Annotated in this window: 19 protein-coding genes; 6 read left to right on the forward strand and 13 right to left on the reverse strand. The window is 64.0% G+C overall.

Annotated features, from left to right (window positions below; genetic code table 11):
• Nucleotides 1-12: 12 nt before the first annotated feature.
• The 6 genes from IVB48_RS17195 to IVB48_RS17220 all read right to left on the reverse strand — a co-directional run bounded on the left by IVB48_RS17195 (nucleotide 13) and on the right by IVB48_RS17220 (nucleotide 6,626).
• Entirely contained in the window at nucleotides 13-1,017 is a 1,005-nt protein-coding gene (locus tag IVB48_RS17195; RefSeq protein ID WP_247401116.1) for an alpha/beta hydrolase, read from the reverse strand.
• Between the two features lie 49 nt (nucleotides 1,018-1,066).
• Nucleotides 1,067-2,035: an MBL fold metallo-hydrolase gene (locus IVB48_RS17200; RefSeq protein WP_247401118.1), complete on the reverse strand. Its 969-nt coding sequence runs from the start codon at nucleotides 2,033-2,035 to the stop codon at nucleotides 1,067-1,069.
• Between the two features lie 133 nt (nucleotides 2,036-2,168).
• Nucleotides 2,169-3,065, reverse strand: a complete 897-nt coding sequence (locus IVB48_RS17205) for a carbohydrate ABC transporter permease (RefSeq protein WP_247401120.1) — start codon at nucleotides 3,063-3,065, stop codon at nucleotides 2,169-2,171.
• Entirely contained in the window at nucleotides 3,058-4,014 is a 957-nt protein-coding gene (locus tag IVB48_RS17210; protein ID WP_027570394.1) for a sugar ABC transporter permease, read from the reverse strand. Before IVB48_RS17210 ends, IVB48_RS17205 begins: the two co-directional genes overlap by 8 nt.
• A gap of 136 nt (nucleotides 4,015-4,150) precedes the next feature.
• Nucleotides 4,151-5,494, reverse strand: a complete 1,344-nt coding sequence (locus IVB48_RS17215) for an extracellular solute-binding protein (RefSeq protein WP_247401122.1) — start codon at nucleotides 5,492-5,494, stop codon at nucleotides 4,151-4,153.
• An 88-nt stretch (nucleotides 5,495-5,582) separates the two neighbouring features.
• Complete coding sequence (locus tag IVB48_RS17220; protein ID WP_247401124.1) at nucleotides 5,583-6,626, reverse strand: C-terminal binding protein; 1,044 nt, start codon at nucleotides 6,624-6,626, stop codon at nucleotides 5,583-5,585.
• A 252-nt stretch (nucleotides 6,627-6,878) separates the two neighbouring features.
• Between IVB48_RS17220 and IVB48_RS17225 the strand changes: the two genes are divergently transcribed.
• Nucleotides 6,879-8,564, forward strand: coding sequence for a methyl-accepting chemotaxis protein (locus IVB48_RS17225; RefSeq protein ID WP_247287651.1), 1,686 nt, complete (start codon nucleotides 6,879-6,881; stop codon nucleotides 8,562-8,564).
• Nucleotides 8,565-8,685: 121 nt separating this feature from the next.
• On the opposite strand, the gene IVB48_RS17230 is transcribed toward IVB48_RS17225, so the two are convergent.
• Both IVB48_RS17230 and IVB48_RS17235 read right to left on the reverse strand, forming a co-directional pair.
• Nucleotides 8,686-9,663: a tripartite tricarboxylate transporter substrate binding protein gene (locus IVB48_RS17230; RefSeq protein WP_247401127.1), complete on the reverse strand. Its 978-nt coding sequence runs from the start codon at nucleotides 9,661-9,663 to the stop codon at nucleotides 8,686-8,688.
• Between the two features lie 97 nt (nucleotides 9,664-9,760).
• A complete protein-coding gene (locus IVB48_RS17235) occupies nucleotides 9,761-10,696 on the reverse strand; it encodes a DMT family transporter (protein WP_247401130.1) in 936 nt (311 codons plus the stop codon).
• Between the two features lie 92 nt (nucleotides 10,697-10,788).
• On the opposite strand from IVB48_RS17235, the gene IVB48_RS17240 reads away from it, so the two are divergent.
• Entirely contained in the window at nucleotides 10,789-11,190 is a 402-nt protein-coding gene (locus tag IVB48_RS17240; protein WP_247401132.1) for a DUF1330 domain-containing protein, read from the forward strand.
• Between the two features lie 17 nt (nucleotides 11,191-11,207).
• Here IVB48_RS17240 and IVB48_RS17245 read toward each other — a convergent pair whose 3' ends face one another.
• Nucleotides 11,208-11,813, reverse strand: a complete 606-nt coding sequence (locus tag IVB48_RS17245) for a TetR/AcrR family transcriptional regulator (RefSeq protein WP_247401134.1) — start codon at nucleotides 11,811-11,813, stop codon at nucleotides 11,208-11,210.
• 73 nt (nucleotides 11,814-11,886) lie between these two features.
• On the opposite strand from IVB48_RS17245, the gene IVB48_RS17250 reads away from it, so the two are divergent.
• Nucleotides 11,887-12,291, forward strand: coding sequence for a hypothetical protein (locus IVB48_RS17250; protein ID WP_247401136.1), 405 nt, complete (start codon nucleotides 11,887-11,889; stop codon nucleotides 12,289-12,291).
• Nucleotides 12,292-12,376: 85 nt separating this feature from the next.
• Nucleotides 12,377-12,781 carry a VOC family protein gene (locus IVB48_RS17255; protein WP_027570402.1) on the forward strand — a complete coding sequence of 135 codons (405 nt, stop codon included), beginning with the start codon at nucleotides 12,377-12,379 and terminating at the stop codon, nucleotides 12,779-12,781.
• A gap of 28 nt (nucleotides 12,782-12,809) precedes the next feature.
• On the opposite strand, the gene IVB48_RS17260 is transcribed toward IVB48_RS17255, so the two are convergent.
• On the reverse strand, nucleotides 12,810-13,742 hold the full coding sequence (locus IVB48_RS17260; RefSeq protein ID WP_247402989.1) for a DMT family transporter: 933 nt from the start codon (nucleotides 13,740-13,742) through the stop codon (nucleotides 12,810-12,812).
• A gap of 366 nt (nucleotides 13,743-14,108) precedes the next feature.
• Here IVB48_RS17260 and IVB48_RS17265 point away from each other — a divergent pair, with 366 nt between their 5' ends.
• On the forward strand, nucleotides 14,109-15,401 hold the full coding sequence (locus IVB48_RS17265) for an adenylosuccinate synthase (protein ID WP_247401139.1): 1,293 nt from the start codon (nucleotides 14,109-14,111) through the stop codon (nucleotides 15,399-15,401).
• A gap of 37 nt (nucleotides 15,402-15,438) precedes the next feature.
• Nucleotides 15,439-17,064, forward strand: a complete 1,626-nt coding sequence (locus IVB48_RS17270) for a hypothetical protein (RefSeq protein WP_247401142.1) — start codon at nucleotides 15,439-15,441, stop codon at nucleotides 17,062-17,064.
• A 160-nt stretch (nucleotides 17,065-17,224) separates the two neighbouring features.
• Here IVB48_RS17270 and IVB48_RS17275 read toward each other — a convergent pair whose 3' ends face one another.
• The 3 genes from IVB48_RS17275 to IVB48_RS17285 form a co-directional block, all read right to left on the reverse strand.
• Complete coding sequence (locus IVB48_RS17275; protein WP_027519942.1) at nucleotides 17,225-17,497, reverse strand: hypothetical protein; 273 nt, start codon at nucleotides 17,495-17,497, stop codon at nucleotides 17,225-17,227.
• 259 nt (nucleotides 17,498-17,756) lie between these two features.
• On the reverse strand, nucleotides 17,757-17,984 hold the full coding sequence (locus IVB48_RS17280; RefSeq protein ID WP_007614124.1) for a hypothetical protein: 228 nt from the start codon (nucleotides 17,982-17,984) through the stop codon (nucleotides 17,757-17,759).
• A 37-nt stretch (nucleotides 17,985-18,021) separates the two neighbouring features.
• The gene (locus tag IVB48_RS17285) at nucleotides 18,022-18,267 is read right to left on the reverse strand and encodes a hypothetical protein (protein WP_247358309.1); all 246 of its coding nucleotides are present in this window, start codon (nucleotides 18,265-18,267) and stop codon (nucleotides 18,022-18,024) included.
• Nucleotides 18,268-18,337: the final 70 nt, after the last annotated feature.

Below are 18,337 nucleotides of genomic sequence, written 5' to 3' on the forward strand. Positions count from 1 at the left end.
CTTCCGGGATGATCAGGCGATCTTGCGGGAGAGGAAGTTGCAAATTAACGGGACCATTTCGTCGAACTTGTCCTCGAGCGCGAAATGGCCGGTGTTGATGAGGTGAAATTCCACCTGGGGCAGGTCGCGTTTGTAGGGATGGGCGCCATCGGCCGGGAAGATGAAATCGTTCTTGCCCCAGACGATCAGGGTCGGCGGCTTGTGCTTGCGGAAGTAGGCCTGCACCGCGGGATACAGCGGCAAATTGGTCCGATAGTCGTAGAACAGGTCCATCTGGATTTCGCTGTTGCCAGGACGGTCGAGCAGCGCCTGATCCTGCACCCAGTTGTCGGGTGAAATCCGGCTGACGTCGGACATGCCGTCGGTGTACTGGAATTTCGTCGTTTCCAGCGTTACCAGCTTCATCAATGCCTGCCGACTGGCATCGGATCCGTCGGCCCAGTATTGCTTGATCGGATTCCAGAACTCCTTCAGCCCTTCGTCATAGGCGTTGCCGTTCTGCACGATCAGGCCGCTGATGCGCTCTGGATTTTTGAGCGCCAGGCGCCAGCCGACGGGAGCGCCGTAGTCCATGACGTACATCGCGTAGCGGGTGACGCCGAGCTGGTCGAGCAGGCCGCCGACAAGCTCGCCGAAACGGTCGAACGTGTACTTGAATGTCGCGCGCGGTGGCATCTCGCTCTGGCCATATCCGGGATAGTCGGGAGCGATCACGTGGTACTTGTCGGCCAGTGCCGGGATCAGGTTGCGGAACATGTGCGAGGAGGTCGGGAAGCCGTGCAGCAACAGCACAACCGGCGCGTCCTTCGGACCCGCCTCGCGGTAGAAGATCTTGATCCCGTCGACGGTCTTGGTTCGATGATAGGTGACCGGATAGGCACCGGCGGTCTGTTCGTCGCGCTCCGGCTTCGCGGACGCTGCCGTCGAAGCAACTGCGACAGCCGCTCCGGACAACCCAAGAACGAGACGCCGACGATCGAGGAGCGATGGCTTGCGTGTGGTCTCTGCGGTTTTCATATTAATTTCCTTTCAAAACGATGAGTTCGCCGACGGCCGCGAGGTTTTTTCAAACGCCCTGGTAGACCAGTCTGGTGAAGAAGCCGGGATCGATCACGAATTGCCCCCATATCGCGTCGAACGCCGCTGTCGGCTTCGCCGCAACGGTTTCATCGCGCGTTCGTCCCTGCTTCTTGAGGCGGGCGACGTTTTCGCGGATCCCGACGAGCATGTCGCGAAAGGCCTGGAACTCGGCTTTGTTGCCGACCGGCTTGCCATGCCCGGCGATGACGATCGTGTCCTTGTCCATTGCCGCGAGATTGGCGTCGCATGCAGCGATCATCCCGTCGATGCTGCCGCCGGTCGAATAGTCGATGAACGGATAGATGCCGTTCCAGAACATGTCGGCGACGTGAACGATGTTGGCTTCTGCGAAGGTGACGGAGATATCGCTGTCGGTGTGCGCGGGCCCGTAATACTTCAGGCCGATCGAGGCTCCGTTGAGCTTAAGCTCGCGGCTGTCGGCAAAGACTTCACTGGGGATCCCGCCCGCGCCGAGCGGAAGGAAATTGTAGTCCCAGTCCTCGACCCGCTGCACTTCGGCAAGGTGTTTGCGGGTGTTTTCCTGTGCAATGATCTTCGCGCCGGCTGCATGCAGCCATTCGTTGCCATCGGCATGATCGAAATGCCAGTGGGTGTTGACGAGATGGGTGACGGGATCGGCGCCGAGATCAGTCAGCGCTTTGGTGAGTTGCGGACGTGAGACGCGGATGCCCGCATCGATCAGCACTTTGCCGTCGGGCCCGGTCAGCACGGCAATGTTGCCGCCGGAGCCTTCCAGCACGGTGATGTTGTTTCGGAGCTTGTGCGTGACAATCGGCGATACTGCAGCGCTGTCCTTGATCAGGCTGACGATGCCTCGCGCCTCTGCGTAGGCTTCCCTGGGGCTAAGCCATCCCGAAGCGGCGGCGGTCGCGGCGCCGACGCAACACAGGCAGAAACCGCGTCGAGATAATGATGGGAGCTTTGGCGAACGCATGCAATTTTCGCTTTCTCGAGCGACAATCGACGGCGCCAATGATCGACCCCGCTGTCAGGATGGAGCGTGGGGCCAAGGCAGCATGCGGTCTATCACGATAGCACGATCGGCTGCGGTTGCGCGCAGCCACGAATTACTCCTTTACCGCCCCCGTCAGCGACGACACGTAGTAATCCACGAACAGTGAGTAGAAGATCGCAACCGGCAGCGAGCCGAGCAGAGATCCCGCCATCAGCGCACCCCACTGGTAGACGTCGCCGGTGACGAGCTCGGTCAGGATCGCGACCGGCACCGTCTTATTGGCGCCGCTCTGGATGAAGGCGAGCGCGTAGATGAACTCGTTCCAGGACAGCGTGAAGGAGAAGATGCCGGCCGAGATCAGGCCGGGCACCGCCAGTGGCAGCGTGATCCGTCGCAGGATCTGGAGCCGTGTGGCGCCGTCCACCAGCGCGCATTCCTCGAGCTCGTAGGGGATCGACTTGAAATAGCCGATCAGGAGCCAGGTGCAGAACGGCACCAGGAAGGTCGGGTAGACCAGGATCAGTGCCAGCGGTGAATCGAACAAGCCGAACTGCACGACCACGGTTGCGAGCGGAATGAACAGGATCGACGGCGGCACGAGATAGGCGAGATAGATGCCGAGGCCGACATAGGGACTGCCGCGGAAGCGCAGGCGCTCGATCGCGTAGGCGGCCAGCGTGCTCGCGATCAGCGACAGCGTGGTCGCGCCGACCGCAACCAGCATCGTTGTCCATAGCCAGCGCGGATAGGCGGTATTGAACAAGAGGTGCTTGACGTGCGCCAGCGTCGGCGAGGAGATCCAGAACGGGTTGTGCTCCTTATAGTTCATCAGCTCTGCGTTCGGCTTGAACGACGTGATCGCCATCCAGTAGAACGGAAACAGGAGGATCAGCACGAAGCACCCGAGCGGCAGGTAGATCATCATCAGCCGCCGCAGCCCGGAATCCCAGGCCATGGTGTCCGGCGGTGTGGTGGCGACGGCGGCCGGCTGGGCGGTGGTATCAGTCATTGCTCTCTCCCTGCTGCCATTTGCGGCGCGCCAGGCCGAAATAAGAGAACAGCGTCGCGAACACCAGGAACGGGATCATCGACACCGCGATCGCCGCACCCTCGCCGAGCTCGCCACCGGCAATGCCGCGCTGGAAGGCCAGCGTGGCCAGCAAATGCGTCGAGTTGCCGGGGCCGCCACGGGTGATGGCGTAGACCAGCTGGAAGTCGGTGAAAGTGAAGATGATCGAGAAGGTCATGACGATGGCGAGGATCGGCATCATCATCGGGAAGGTGATGTAGCGGAAGCGCTGCCAGGCGCTGGCGCCATCCAGCATCGCCGCCTCGTAGAGCGAGGGAGAGATGGTCTGCAGGCCCGCCAGCAGCGAGATCGCGACGAAGGGAATGCCGCGCCAGATGTTGGCGGCGATCAGCGAGAAGCGCGCCGGCCAGGGCGAGCCGAGGAAGTCGATATTGGTAGTGCGCCAGTGCAGCACGTCGACCAGAAGGTAGGAGATGATCGAGAATTGCGGATCGTAGATCCACCAGAACGCCAGCGCCGAGAGCACCGTCGGCACGATCCATGGCATCAGGATGATCGCACGCAACAGGCTCTTGAACGGAAAATGGTTGTTGAGCAGCAGTGCCAGCCAGAAGCCGAGCGCGAACTTTCCGAAGGTCGCGATCCCCGTGTAGACCACGCTGTAGAACACCGCGTTCCACCACAGGGAATCGGTGAGCAGATACTGGAAATTCTCGAAACCGACGAAGACGCCTTTTCGGCCGATCGTCGTATCGGTGAAGGCGAGCCAGATGCCAAGACCCAGCGGATAGGTCAGGAACACCGTAAGCAGCCCGATCGCGGGTGCGAGGCACATCACGATCAGGAACGGCTTGTAGTCGAACAGGCGCACCAGCCAGGAGGGCTGCCGTCGTGCGAGGGCGAGAGTGGGAAGTGTGGTCACGGACATCGGGTCGTTGTCCTGTCTGTGAAAGTCTCCATGCCCGTCATTGCGAGGAGCGAAGCGACGAAGCAATCCAGGCCGTAAACGCGGAGACAGGCTGGATTGCTTCGCTTCGCTCGCAATGACGCGCTTCTGTCCAGCGTTACTTCTGCCGTCGGAAGTACCGCTTGCAGCGCTGCTCGGCTTCCGCGGCCGCGGCTTCCGGTGTGGCAGCGCCGGTCGCGACGGATGCGAACATCTGGATCAGCACGTAGTCGGCGCTGACGGCACCGGTCGCGGTCGAGATCGGACCCGCATAGCCGTCGTAATAGGTGCTGTTCATGGTGTCCTTGAACAGCTTCACCTTGGGGTCCTGCGACCACACGGCGGCCTCGGCATAGGCGGCCAGCGGCTGGGACCAGTAGCCGGAATTGGCGTTGAGCCAAGGCTCGTATTGGTCCTTTTCCAGCATGTATTGCAGGAAGGCCTTCGCGGCGTTGGGGTACTGGCTGTGCTTGAACACCATGGCGTTCAGCGTCAGGCCCGCCATCGGCGAGACCTTGGCCAAGCCCTTCGGCAGCAACTGATGCTCGCTGTCATCGGCGATCGCCTTGGTCGCCGGATCGTTCTTCAGCGAGAAATACAGCGAGACGCCGTTGGCGGTCAGCGCGATCTCCTGCGCCGCGTAGGCGCGGTTGTTGCTGACGTCATTCCAGGACGTCGTGCCGGCGATGAAGGTCGGGTAGAGCTGCTTGACCCAGTTCAGCGCGGCGATCGTCTCCTTGCTGTTGATGATGACGTTGCCCTCTTCGTCGAGCAGGGCTGCGTTGTGCGACCATAGCGCCCAGCTTGCGAACCCGTTGCCGTCCCCCTTGGCATTGCCGAGGGCGAAGCCCGCCGGCTTGCCGGCCTTCTGGAGCTTCTGGCACAGGTCGAGGATTCCGGCATGGTCTTCCGGCACCTTGTCGAAGCCGACCGATTGCAGGATCGACTTGCGGTAGATCAGGGGACCCGCAGTGGCTCCGAACGGCAGCCCGATCCAAATGGGGCTCTTGTTCTTCTTGCCGTAGCGCTGCGCCAGCGGCAGCCAGCCGCCGTACCGTTTGCCGAGATAATCGGCGACGTCGGTCAGCTCGACCAGCTTGTCGACATAGATGTGCGGCGCATCGGAGAAGCCGACGATGATGTCGGGACCGGCGCCGGAATTCGAGGTCACCGCGGTCTGCTGGTTGATGTCCTCCCAGCCGACGAAATCGACCTTGACCTCGACGCCCGTTTCCTTGGTGAATTTTGCCGCATTGGCGCGGAACACATCCTCGTCGGCCTGGACGAAGCGGACCGGTCGCAGCATGCGCAGGGATGCGCCTTTCTCGAGCGGCAGTTTCGGTGTGGGGACGTCCGCGGCCTTGATCGCGGATTGGGCATTCGCCGGAGCACCGGTTGCCGCGATTGCCGCAGCGGACAGGCCCAGCGCCAAGGCATCACGACGTGTGATGTCGTTCCTCATCGGTTCCTCCCTATGTGTTTCCCTTCCCGGCGTTGATCGCCGGTGAAGGGTCTTTCCGGTTGCCGGCGCGCCTTCGCGGCCGTCCCGCCTAGCTGTTCGGGCCGCGGTCCATGCTGACAGGCTGCCAGCGGCGGAGCGCGGTGTCTTGCAGCACCGACGGATTGACGCAGCTTACCGGCCACATGCCCTGAAGCACCAGTGACAATTCGTAGCCCACCCGGCGCTTGCGCGCCTCGTCAAACCGTGCCGAGGCGGAGGCGACATGGGCGGTCAGGGTCACATTGTCCATGCTGAGGATGGGATTATTGTGCGAGGGCGGCTCTTTCTCCAGCACGTCGAGGGCGGCATGGGCGATCCAGCCCTCCTGAAGCGCCTTGATCAGGCTTTCCTCGTCCACGGTGGCGCCGCGGCCTGTGTTGATGAAGACCGAGCCCTTCTTCATCTGCCGGAAGTGCTTCTCGGTGAGCATGTGATGCACCTCGGGCCGGGCGGGGGCGTGCATCGAGACGAAATCGGATTGCGACAACACCTCGTTCAGCGTCGCCGGAATTACGCCGTGGTCGGACATCAGCGTTTCCTGGATGAACGGATCGTAGGCCATCATCCGCAGGCCGAACGGAGCTGCGCGTTTCGCAACTGCACGCGCGACGCGGCCGAACGAGATGAAGCCGAGCGTCTGGCCCATCAGCCGCGGAATCTTCGACAACGCCGGCCGGCCCTCCGCCCAGCGGCCGCTGCGCACCATCCGGTCCTGCTCGACCAGCCGGCGGAAGCCTGCGAGCAGCAGCATCATGGCATGGTCGGCGACCTCCTCGATGAAGGTGTCGGGGATGTTGGTGACGGGAATGCCGCGCGCGGTTGCGGCTTTGATGTCGACGCTGTCGACGCCGACCGAGCCGAGCGTGATGACCTTGCAGCTCTCCAGCGCGTCGATGATGGTCTTGGTGATCGGGATGCCCTTGGCATAGATGGCGTCCGCTGTCTTCGCGGCGGCGATGAACCCGGCCTCATCGGCCGGCGCCTCGACGATCTCGGCGTCGATCGGATCGAGAGCCTCGCGCTCGTAGGAATAATCGCTGCTCGCGACCGTGAAGCTCGCGCCCTTCGGCGTCACGATCCTGTATTTCGGCATGTCCTGCTCCCGATTTGGTTTCTTGTTGTGACCCGGCCTTCGCGCGGGCCTTTGCGTCTTTTACGCGAAATCTGGGACGTCGCGTACAATTGCAGGTTGTCGTTGAGGCGATTTATACGACTGCTTCGACGTCTTCTCCGGGCTTTTACGGGGCGCCCCGTAACAGCTTGCTAAGGGGTCACCCCCTAAAAGTTAATTTGATTTCGATCGATTCACTCGCGCGTCCTTATCCCTTCGTTGCCGGAGCATCCCGTGAAATTGAGCAATATGAAGATCGCCCCCAAGCTCGGCATCCTTGTCGGCGTCACCTTGTTCGGCTTGTGCATTTCCGGGGTCCTCTCCGGGTACCTGATGAAGCAGGAAATGGTGAACGCGCGCATCGAGCAGGCCAAGGCCATCGTCGACATGGGCCGCAACTATGCGGTGGCGCTGAAGAAGCGGGTGGATGCGGGCGAGATGACGAAGGACGCCGCGATGGCTGATCTTCGTCGCTACGGCAACGCGATGACCTATGACAAAGGCGCTGGTTATCTCTTCGGAACGTCCTATGACGGTATCACGCAGCTGGCGCCAGATCCGAAGCAGATCGGCAGCAACCGCATGGAAGTTCTGACCAATGGCCGCAAACTGTCTTGGGAGCTGATGAACGGCGCGAAGGCCAACGGTTCGATCCTTTTGACCTATGAATACGCGAAACCGGGCCAGGAAGGCTTGATCCGGAAGATGGGCTACGCGGTGGCGGTCCCCGAACTCGAGATGTATCTCGGCACCGGCGCCTATCTCGACGACATCGACGCAAAGATGGGCCCGGTCTACTGGCTGCTCGGTCTCGCCATGTTCGGCATCGTCATCGTCGCCGGAAGCGTCGCCTGGCTGCTCGGCCGCAGCATCAGCGGTCCGCTGGTTCTGCTCGGCGCCCGCATGAAGGATCTCGCCGAGGGCAAGCTCGAGGGTGACATTCCCGGCGTCGGCCGTGGCGACGAGGTCGGCGCGATGGCGTCGACCGTCCAGATATTCAAGGACAACGCACTGCGCATCCGCGACCTCGAGAAGACCGAAGCCGACGCGAAGGATCGTGTCGCGGCGGAACGTCGCAGCGCGATGGAGGGCATCGCCAGCGACTTCGAACGCAGCGTCAACGGCATCGTCCGCTCGGTCTCCTCGGCTGCGACGGGCATGCAAGCCACCGCTCAATCGATGACCGCGACCGCCAGCGACGCCTCTTCGCGTGCGGCGACCGTCGGCGCGGCCTCGCAGAGAGCGTCTGGCAATGTCGGCACGGTTGCCGCCGCTGCCGAAGAGCTGTCGAGCTCGGTTGCGGAAATCTCCCGCCAGGTCACCCGCTCGACCGAAGTGGCGAGCCGCGCCGTCAACGACGCCGAGCGCACCAATGCCACGGTGCAGGAGCTCTCCACCGGCGCCGAGAAGATCGGCGAGGTGGTCAAGTTGATCCACTCGATCGCGGCACAGACCAATCTGCTCGCGCTGAACGCCACCATCGAGGCGGCGCGTGCCGGTGAGTCCGGCCGCGGCTTCGCGGTTGTCGCTTCCGAGGTCAAAGCGCTCGCCAACCAGACCGCCAAGGCGACCGAGGAAATCTCCGCCCAGGTCGCGGCGATGCAGACCTCGACCAGCGATGCGGTCGCCGCGATCGGCGGCATCACCCAGACCATCGCCGAGATGAGCGAGATCACCGCGGGCATTTCCGCGTCGATCGAGCAGCAGGGCGAGGCGACCCGCGAGATCGCGCGCAACATTCAGTCGGTCGCGGCCGGATCGAACGAGATCAACGCCAATATCGGCAGCGTCACCTCGGCCGCGGAAGCCACCGGCACGGCGGCAAGCGACGTGCTCAACAACGCCCGCGAGCTCGACAGCCAGTCCGGCGCGCTGCGCAGCGCAGTCGACGGCTTCCTCGCCAAGATGCGCGCGGCGTAAGTTCTTGCACTGAATGCGTAGGGTGGGCAAAGACGCGAAGCGTCGTGCCCACCTTTTCTTTTTGAGTTCGCGGTAACTTCTCGGTGGGCACGCTTCGCTTTGCCCACCCTACGAGACCGCACTACTGCTTCTCGATTCCCGCCTCGCGGATCAGCTTCTCCCACAACACCAGCTGTTCGTTCACGAACGTGCCGAGCTGCTCCGGCGTGCCCGAAAACGCGTCCATGCCGAGGGTGGCGAGCTGGGCCTTGATCTCCGGCTTCTCGACGATCTTCCGGATCTCGGCGTTGAGCCGCGTCACGATCTCCTTGGGCATGCCGGCGGGGCCGAAATAGCCCTGCCACGACGAGATGTCGAAGTCCGGCACGCCGGCCTCCTGCATCGAGGGCAGGGTCGGCACCAGCGACGAGCGGTCCTTTGTCGTGACGGCGAGCGCGCGTAGCGCATTGCCCTGGACATGCGGCAGGCCGGTCAGGATGTCCACGAACATCATCGAGACGCGGCCGCCCATGACGTCGTTGAGCGCGGGCGGCGAGCTCTTGTAGGGCACGTGCAGGAGGTCGAGCCCGGCATTGTGCGCGAACGTCGCGCCAGAGACGATCGCCGAGGACGAGCCCGAGGCATAGCTCAGCTTGCCCGGATTAGCCTTGCCGTAGGCAATGAGCTCGCCGACCGTCTTGGCCGGCACCTCCGGGTGGATCACCAGCATGAAGGGCAGGTCGCCGGTGCGCGCGATCGGGGTGAAGTCCTTGACCGGATCATAGGTCAGGCTTTTGAGCAGATAGGGATTGGCCGAATGCGTGGTGTTGGTGGTCACCAGCAGCGTGTAGCCGTCGGGCGCGGCGCGCGCGACATAGGTGGCGGCGATCATGCCGTTGGCGCCCGCCTTGTTCTCGATGACGATGCCGACGCCGAGTGCCTGCGACAAATGCTGCGAGATCAGCCGCGTCGTGGTGTCGGTGCCGCTGCCGGCCGCGAACGGCAGCACCAGCGTGATGTTGCGGCTCGGATAATTGTCGGCCTGCGCAGCGGACGCGGCGGCGAGACAAAGGGAGGCCGTGCCGATGGCACGCAGGTTTCGGATCAACGCTGAAAGCATGTCTGGTCGTTCCCTCTTTTTTCGTTGGCGGGGAACCTAGCGTCTCCTCGTCGAAATCGAAAGGCGCGAGTTTGTCGCCTCGTCTCGCGGTGCGGAATTACTTCACCGCAGAGCCCTGGCGCGAGGCGATCACGACACCGGCGAGCACCAGCAGGTAGCCGATCAGGTGGAATGGCTGGATCTTTTCGCCGAGCAGCAGGATCGCCATCGCCGAGCCGAACACCGGCACCAGATGGAAGAACGGCGCGGCGCGGTTCGGGCCGATCAGCGCCACACCCCGGTTGAAGAAAAGATAAGCCAGCGTCGAAGGAAAGATCAGGATGTAGCCCAGCGACGCCAGCGTCACCCCGTCGGGTTGCAGGACGCGGCCACTCCAGGCCTCCCAGATCGCAGTCGGCAGCAGCATCGTCGCGCCGCAGCAGGTGGTGAAGGAGAGAAAGGAGAGCTGGTGGATCTTCGGTCGCCGCGGGATGAAGGCAGAGTAGATCCCGAACGCCACCAGCGAGGAGGCGAACATGATGTCGCCCCTGTTGAAGCTGATGCTCGCGAGCGCGGCGAGATTGCCGCGCAGGATGATGATCAGCACGCCGAGAAGCGAGATCCCGATGCCGGCGAGCTGCGCACCGGTCAGCCGCACGCCGAACAGCACCAGCGACCACAGCGCCACGAACAGCGGTCCGGCCGACTGGATCAGCAGCGCGTTCAGCGCCTCCGTGTACTGCATCGCCCAGTACGAGATCGCGTTGTTGAAGGCAAAGCCCACCAGCGACAGGAACAGCATCAGCGGCAGGCTCTTGCGCAGATTCGGCCAGTCGCGCTTTAGGTGCGGCCAGGCGAACGGCAGGAGGATCAGGAACACGCCGAACCAGCGGATCGTGGTCACCGTCAGCGGCGGCACATGCGCGCCGACGTGGCGCGCGAGCACGATGTTGCCGGCCCAGAACAGTGAGCTCAGGCTGAGCAGCAGATAAGGCTGGTTGTTGAGCCAACTGGCGGGATTGGAAGCCGGTGGCGCGGGCGAGGCGATCGTCATTTGCGTTGGTACAAGCTTGCGCCGGATTTACGTCGTGACACAAGTCACGCGGCCGCAATGCTACAATGCAGGCATGACCAGAGGAGGCCACATTGGCGGTTAATATGTTGAACATCGACGGCCTGGAGCGGCTCGATCGGCATGCACCGGTGGTGATGCTGAACCTGATGCGCTTCCACGCGCGCTCGGGCGACGGCGACGGTTCCGGCTGGGACGCCTATTTGCGCTACAGTGCGGTCACAGTGCCGATGATCAAGGCGCGCGGCGGCACGCTGCTCTGGACCGGCGACGCCAAGACGGTCGCGCTCGGCCCGCATGACGGCAACAACTGGGATTTCGTCGCGCTAGTCTATTATCCGTCGCTGGCGGCCTTTCTCGACATGATGACATCGGAGGCCTACGAGACCGAGGCCGATCCGCATCGCGTCAACGCTTGCGCCGAGCACGCCATCATTGCGACGAACGAAGCGTACAGCAAGTTCAAGACGAACTAGCGCCGCCTGCTGCCGGCTTACTTCAGCCCGTCCACAATCGCGCGACACGTCGTCTGCAGCAGGCGGCAGACCTCCTTCGTCGGCCGTTGCGGGCTCAACACCGCAAACGTCGGATAGCTCGTCAGCACGAAGATCAAATCGACCGTGTCCCGCATGGCGCGCTTTGCTGCGTGCTTGCCGACGATCCGCGACAGCAGCGCGGTCAGCAGTTCCCGGCGGCGCTCGTTACGCTCGATCAGCGCCTCGCCGAATTCCGGATCGGTCGCGATGGCCTGGTTGAGCCCGCCGATGGCGGGATCGCGCCCCCAGAAGGTACAGAAGATTTCGATGACGCGGTCGAGCGCGGCGCGCGGATCCGCCATTGTCATGACCTCGGCCAGTTCGAACAGTCCGCCCTGGTGTGCGATGTCGTCGAACACGGCCTCCAGCAATCCCCGCCGCGATCCGAACTGGTTGTAGACGGTCAACCGCGTGACGCCGGCCGCCTTCGCGACGACGTCGAGCGAGAAGCTCGAAATGCTCGCGTCCTTGCGCAATAGCCGTGCGCCGGCGGCGATGATGCGCTCGCGCGTCGCCGCGGCCGCGGAAGCCCGCGCGGAGCTCACATAATTGCGCTTCGGCATTGCCTTGCCATTCTGTTGACGTATTGACTATACATATAGTATATTCAATTTAGAATTCGGTTCGGAGCTTGCCATGCAAATTGCCCTCGTGATTGCCCTGTCGCTTCATGTGTTGTCGTCCGTGTTCTGGGCGGGATCAAGCTTTGCGCTGGCCCGCATCGGCGGAGTTGGCGGTGAGCAACTGGTCTTTCCACAACTCGGCGCGGCGACGATTGCCATCCTGACCGGCGGCTATCTCGGGCATCTCGTTCATTCCCACAGCTTCGGCAAGACCGAGCAGGTGCTCGCGGTCGGTGCTGTCTGCGCACTGCTCGCGGCCGGTATTCAGGCTGTCATCGGTCCCCGCGCGCTCGTGGCCCTGCGTCGTGGCACCGGCAAGCCGGAGGACCTCCGTGCACGTATCGCCGCCGTCCAACGTGCGGCGGCGGGCCTGCTGGGCATCGCCGCGCTCTGCATGGGCGCCGCGCGCTACATTTGAATGCAGTTCAGGAGGAGTGTTGAGAGCTCTCTGTTTCCAATGTCAGACCCTGGCGCGGCTTCCAGCCGCTTTCGAAGGAAAAGCAATGTCCAAGATGATTCTGATCAACCTGCCTGTGCGCGACCTCGCCGCATCGACAGCATTCTACGTAGCGCTGGGTGGCGTCGTGAATCCTCAATTCTCTGGAGCAATTTCGACCTCGCTCATGTTCACGGACGCGATCGGCGTGATGCTGCTGACCCACGACCAGTATCGTGAATTCACCCAACGCGAGATCGGTGACGCGCGGCGCCACAGCCAGGCCATGTTCGCTCTGACGCTCGACGAGCGCGATGCCGTCGATGCAACGCTGGCCCGCGCGGTGGCTGCGGGCGGTCGCGCCGATCCCAATCCGGCGCAGGATCTCGGCTTCATGTACAACCGACACATTGAAGACCCGGATGGCTATGTTTGGGAGATGGTGTGGATGAACCCGTCGGCAAACGCTTGATCGCAGCCGATCGAACCGGGCCCCAAGCCTAGCTCGCCTGCTTCCGTGACGCCACGAACACGCCGGCCAGCACCAGCGCGAAGCCGATGAAGTGGAACGGCTGCGGGTGCTCGCCCAGAAACGCCATTGCCATGATCGAGCCGAACACCGGCACGACATGGAAGAACGGCGCGGCGCGGTTGGCGCCGATCAGCCGGACGCCACGATTGAAGCAGAGATAGGCGAGCGTCGAGGGGAACACCGCGACATAGAACAGGGTCAGGAGGTTCGGCACGTCGAGCTTCATCACAGGACGCGCGGACAACTCCCAGACCTCCAGCGGAATGAGACAGGCAGCGCCGCAGCCGAAAGTGAAGGCGAGGAACGACAGGCCGTGCATCGGCGGCCGCTTCAAGGTCAGCACCGAATAGAGCGCGAAGATGATCAGCGCGACGACGAAGATGAGGTCGCCCTTGTTGAAATCGATGTTCGACAGCGTGGTGAAATCGCCATGCAGCAGGATGATCAGCACGCCGCACATCGACAGCAGCACGCCGAAGGCCTGCGCTGCGGTGAGGCGCACGCCGAGGATGGCGAGCGACCACAGCGCCACGACGAGCGGCGCGGCGGATTGCAACAGGAGAGTGTTGAGCGCCTGCGTATGCTCCAGCGCCCAATATTGCAGCGTGTTGAAGGCGCCGATGCCGGCAATCGAGAGCGTGACCATCAGGCCGAGCTTGCCGCGGATCGCGGGCCAGTCCTGCGCCAGGTGTTTCCAGGCGAACGGCAGCACCAGCAGGAAGGCGAAGAACCAGCGCAGGAACGACAGCGTCACCGGCGGGATGTGACCGGCGGCGAGCCGCCCGACGATGGCATTGCCGGCCCAGCACAGCGCGGTGATGCTGAGCAGCAGATAAGGCTGGTTGGCGATCCAGTTGTGGCCGGACGTGGCGGCGCCGGTGGTCTCGTCGGTGGCGGACATTGGATTGTTGTGGCCCCGCGTCATGCGCCAAGCCTCCAGCCCGGCGGCACCCGGGCCGGTTCAGGCCCGGCTCCTCTCAAAGACACGGAAATCGAGGTTGCATCAACGGGGGCCGGATGCATCGCGACCATGCAGCGGCGGAAGCCGCCTCTCACGCTTTGGCCGAAGCATTGCACCCGCCGCGAAGGTTTCTGGATTTTCAGGGGATATCAAAGGCTTGGAGTACGCTCGCGGCCTCGAAAAAGTCCCGTTCTTGCTTGCCTAGAGGGGCTGCATCCTTTATCCGGTTGGCTGCCTCGCGTTCGAGCGGCCCCGGCCGTGAATGGGCTGGGCGCATCTAACAGATTGCATAGGGATTACCCGCGAATGGCCAATGTTGTCGTCGTCGGCGCCCAGTGGGGCGACGAAGGAAAGGGCAAGATCGTCGACTGGTTGTCGGAGCAGGCGGACATCGTCGTCCGTTTCCAGGGCGGCCATAACGCCGGCCACACGCTGGTGATCAACGGCAAGACCTACAAGCTGGCGCTGCTGCCCTCGGGCGTGCTGCGCGAGCAGAAGCTGTCGGTGATCGGCAACGGCGTGGTGTTCGATCCCGCCGCCTTCCTCGACGAGGTCACCAAGCTGCGGTCGCAGGGCGTCGCGGTCAGCCCGGACAATCTGCGGGTTGCCGAGAACGTCACGCTGATCCTGCCGCTGCATCGCGAGCTCGACGCGCATCGCGAATCTGCCAACGCGGCAACCGCGATCGGCACCACGCGCCGCGGCATCGGCCCGGCCTACGAGGACAAGGTCGGCCGCCGCGCCATCCGCCTGATGGACCTCGCCGATCTCGACACGCTGCCGCACAAGATCGACCGGCTGCTGGCGCATCACAATGCATTGCGCCGCGGACTCGGCCTGCCGGAGTTCGACGGCAAGGAGATCCTGAAGGAATTGACCACGCTGGCGCCGCAGCTCTTGCCCTATGCCGAGACGGTGTGGCGGCTGCTCGACATCAAGCGGCGCGAGGGCAAGCGCATGCTGTTCGAGGGCGCGCAAGGCGCGCTGCTCGACGTCGATCACGGCACGTATCCTTACGTCACCTCGTCCAACACGGTGGCGGCGCAGGCGGCGACCGGCTCGGGCCTTGGCCCCGCCGCGGTCGGCTATGTGCTCGGCCTCTGCAAGGCCTATACGACCCGCGTCGGCCAGGGCCCGTTCCCGACCGAGCAGGACAACCCGACCGGCCGCAAGATCGGCGAGCGCGGCCGCGAGTTCGGTACCAATACCGGACGGCCCCGCCGCTGCGGCTGGTTCGATGCTGTTCTGGTTCGCCAGGCGGTCCGGACCTGCGGCATCAACGGTCTGGCGCTGACCAAGCTCGACATTCTCGACGGCTTCGACACGATCGAGGTCTGCACCGGCTACAAGCTCGACGGCAAGGAGATCGATCATTTCCCGGCGGGCGAAGGCGCCCAGGCCCGGGTCGAGCCGATCTACGAGACCATCGAAGGCTGGAAGGAGCCGACCGCCAATGCGCGGTCCTGGGCCCAGCTGCCGGCCCAGGCGATCAAATATGTCCGCCGGATCGAGGAATTGGTGGGGTGCCCGGTCGCACTGCTTTCCACCAGCCCCGAACGCGAGGATACTATCCTGGTACAAAATCCGTTTGAGGCTTAACGATCTCTTACCGGGACGCGCGTATAATTGAGTAGAAATGGCTGATTACTATCCGCTGATCGCCCGCGCTATTGCCGCCCTGGATCCCAATGCTCCCGGCGAGAGCCGTCGCGCGCTCTACGAGCGGGCGCGCACGGCGCTGATCGCGCAACTGCGCAGCGTGCAGCCACCGCTCTCCGAATCCGAGATCACCCGCGAGCGGCTCTCGCTGGAAGAGGCCGTCCGCAAGGTCGAATCAGAGGCTGCCCAGCGTGCCCGCGAGGCCTCGCGCCCCGGTGGCGGCGCGCGCAGCAGCGGCAGCGGCGATGCCTTCCGCCGCGCCAGCACCCGCGCCACCGAGGGCAACGCGCCCGCGCCCCAAACTTCTGCCCCGCCGCGCGCCCGTCCGGCGCCGCCGCCGCCGCGCGCCGACCGGCCCTCCTTCAACGTCGATGACCAGGGCGACGCCCCACGTGCGCCGCGGGCTCCGCGTTTCGACGCGCCGCGGCCGCAGGGTCCGTCGGCACCGCCGTCGATGCCGGAGCCGCCGCAGGCCGGACGTGATCGCGCCGGTGGGCGCCGCCCGCCGGACATGGGACCTCCGCCGCCGCTGCCGCCGGCACCGGGCGTGCGCGGCTTCCGCGACATCACGGCCGACGCCAACGATCTCGGCGGCGCCGCCGCGCAGGCCAACCGCGCCGCGCGCCGCACCTACGCCAACGTACCTTCGCCCTCGCCGGAATTCGACCGGCTCGAGCCGAGCCTGGAAAATCGCGCCGCCGGGACGGACGCGCCCTACTCCTACGACGAATCGATCGAAGAGGCCGAGCGCTACGCGCCGCAGTCGCAGCCGCCGTCGCAACGTCCGCACATCCCCGTTCTCGACCGCGAACCCAAGAAGAAGCGCGCCCGCACCGGCTCCGTGTTTCCGTTCAAGAGCGCGATCGCCGTCGGCATCGTGCTGATCCTGGTCGGTGCCGGCATCCTCTGGGGCAAGCAGCTGGTCCAGACCGCGACCAACCTGTTGAAGTCTTCGCCGACGCAGGTGGTGGAGGCGCCCAGGGATTCGTCTCAGCCGCAGAGCAAGCCCAAGATTCCGGATCGCGTCGGCCAGCCCTCGGCCAGTGACCAGCCGGTCGCGCCGGTGGCGCAGAAGGTCGTGCTCTACGACGAGGATCCGTCCGATCCAAAGGGCAAGCAATATGTCGGCTCGGTGGTGTGGCGGCTCGAGCCGATCAAGGCGTCGGGCAACCAGAAGGCCGATGTCGCCGTGCGCGCCGACATCGAGATCCCCGACCGCAAGTTCAAGATGACGATGTCGTTCCGCCGCAACACCGACTCCTCGCTGCCGGCGAGCCACACCGCGGAGTTGACCTTCGTCCTGCCGGCGGACTTTTCGGGCGGCGGCGTCGCCAACGTGCCGGGCATCCTGATGAAGTCGAACGAGCAGGCACGCGGCACGCCGCTCGCAGGCCTCGCGGTCAAGGTCACCGACGGCTTCTTCCTGGTCGGCCTCTCCAACGTCGATGCCGACCGCAGCCGCAACGTCCAGCTCCTCAAGGAGCGCTCCTGGTTCGACGTGCCCCTGGTCTACGCCAACCAGCGCCGCGCCATCATCGCCATCGAGAAGGGCGCTCCTGGCGAGCGCGCCTTCAACGACGCCTTTGCGCAGTGGGGCGACTAGATCTCTGCTCCGTTAGACCTCGGCCCGCATGGTTCGAGACGCCCGCCTTGGCGGGCTCCTCACCATGTGGGTTTGATATCTCTCCGCGAAACGAGACCTCATCCTGAGGGCCCGCCCCTTGGGCGGGCGTCTCGAAGGATGGCCGCAGCTACGCTCTCTTCTACTGCGCCGTCGCTTCCCGCTTGCGCGATGTCGCGGCGGCGTGCTCGCGGTCCATCACGGCGCGACAGCCCGGGCTGACCTGAGCTTTCTTCTGCACCATGCAGGCCCTGATCCTGGGGATGTCCGGGATCTCACTGGAGCACAGCCGCATGGCATCGCCGGAGCACATCTGCTGCGCTTCGGACGAGAAGGAAAGGCCGGGCGATGTCTGGAATGCGATGGCTGCGGTTGTGACGGCGAAGAGAGTTGCGATGGTCTGGTAGCGTGTCATGCGGAATGCGTCCCCGAGTTCCGTGGGTTGAGCCACTTGGTTTTGGGGCGCCGCACGCGGCTTGACCTGCCGCATGTCACAGCCTTCACGCCGGGACCTCAATCCCGCATGTGGTCGCTCGATCTCTCGTGATGTTCGAATCGAAAAGTGCTGCGCCGCCCGAATCAAGTATGCGCCATTGTCACGCGGCCGCAATGGCAGGCGAAAAGGAATTCGCAATTGTTGCGCGCACGTCACGCACAATGCGACTCGCGTGCGATCAGATCAATCGATCGGACGATACGCTCGCTTGTTCCGCATCGCTTGCGCCAAGCGCCGCGTGCTCCTCGACCGCCGTAACGCCCTTTGCCGTGAGCTCGAACAGATCGCCGTCCTTCATCACGTAACCGTCGGCGATCAGCTCGCCTATCTTGCCGTGCCGGTCGTCGGCAAAGGCGATGGATTGGCTGATGTCCCTCAGGATCGAGAGCTGTTCGTCGCGCAACATGGCTTCACTCTCCGTTCGCCGGGGATGGTTCCGGTCCTCACATGCCGTGGCTCTGAAACACCTTGCTGCAAGACCGCGACAGCTTGGCCCTGTTGGCTTGCAAGCAGCCTTGCACCGCCATGTCGTTGCCGAGGTCCTTGCGGCAGAAGCGCGAGGCGTCCCGCGAACAGGCCTTCTGCTCCTGCGGTGAACCCATATGGCCTTGTGCGAGGGCGGGCGCGTTCGACAGGCCGCTCACGGCCGTCAGTGCGATCGTCGCCAGGAAGAACAGTTTGCGGGACATCGGCGGCTCCAAATCTGACAGGTGAGTTTCAAGTCCTGTCTGAACTCGTCGCTATGCCGCTTGTTCCCAG

Source organism: Bradyrhizobium sp. 76, assembly GCF_023073025.1.
In the GTDB taxonomy this organism is placed as follows: Bacteria; Pseudomonadota; Alphaproteobacteria; order Rhizobiales; family Xanthobacteraceae; genus Bradyrhizobium.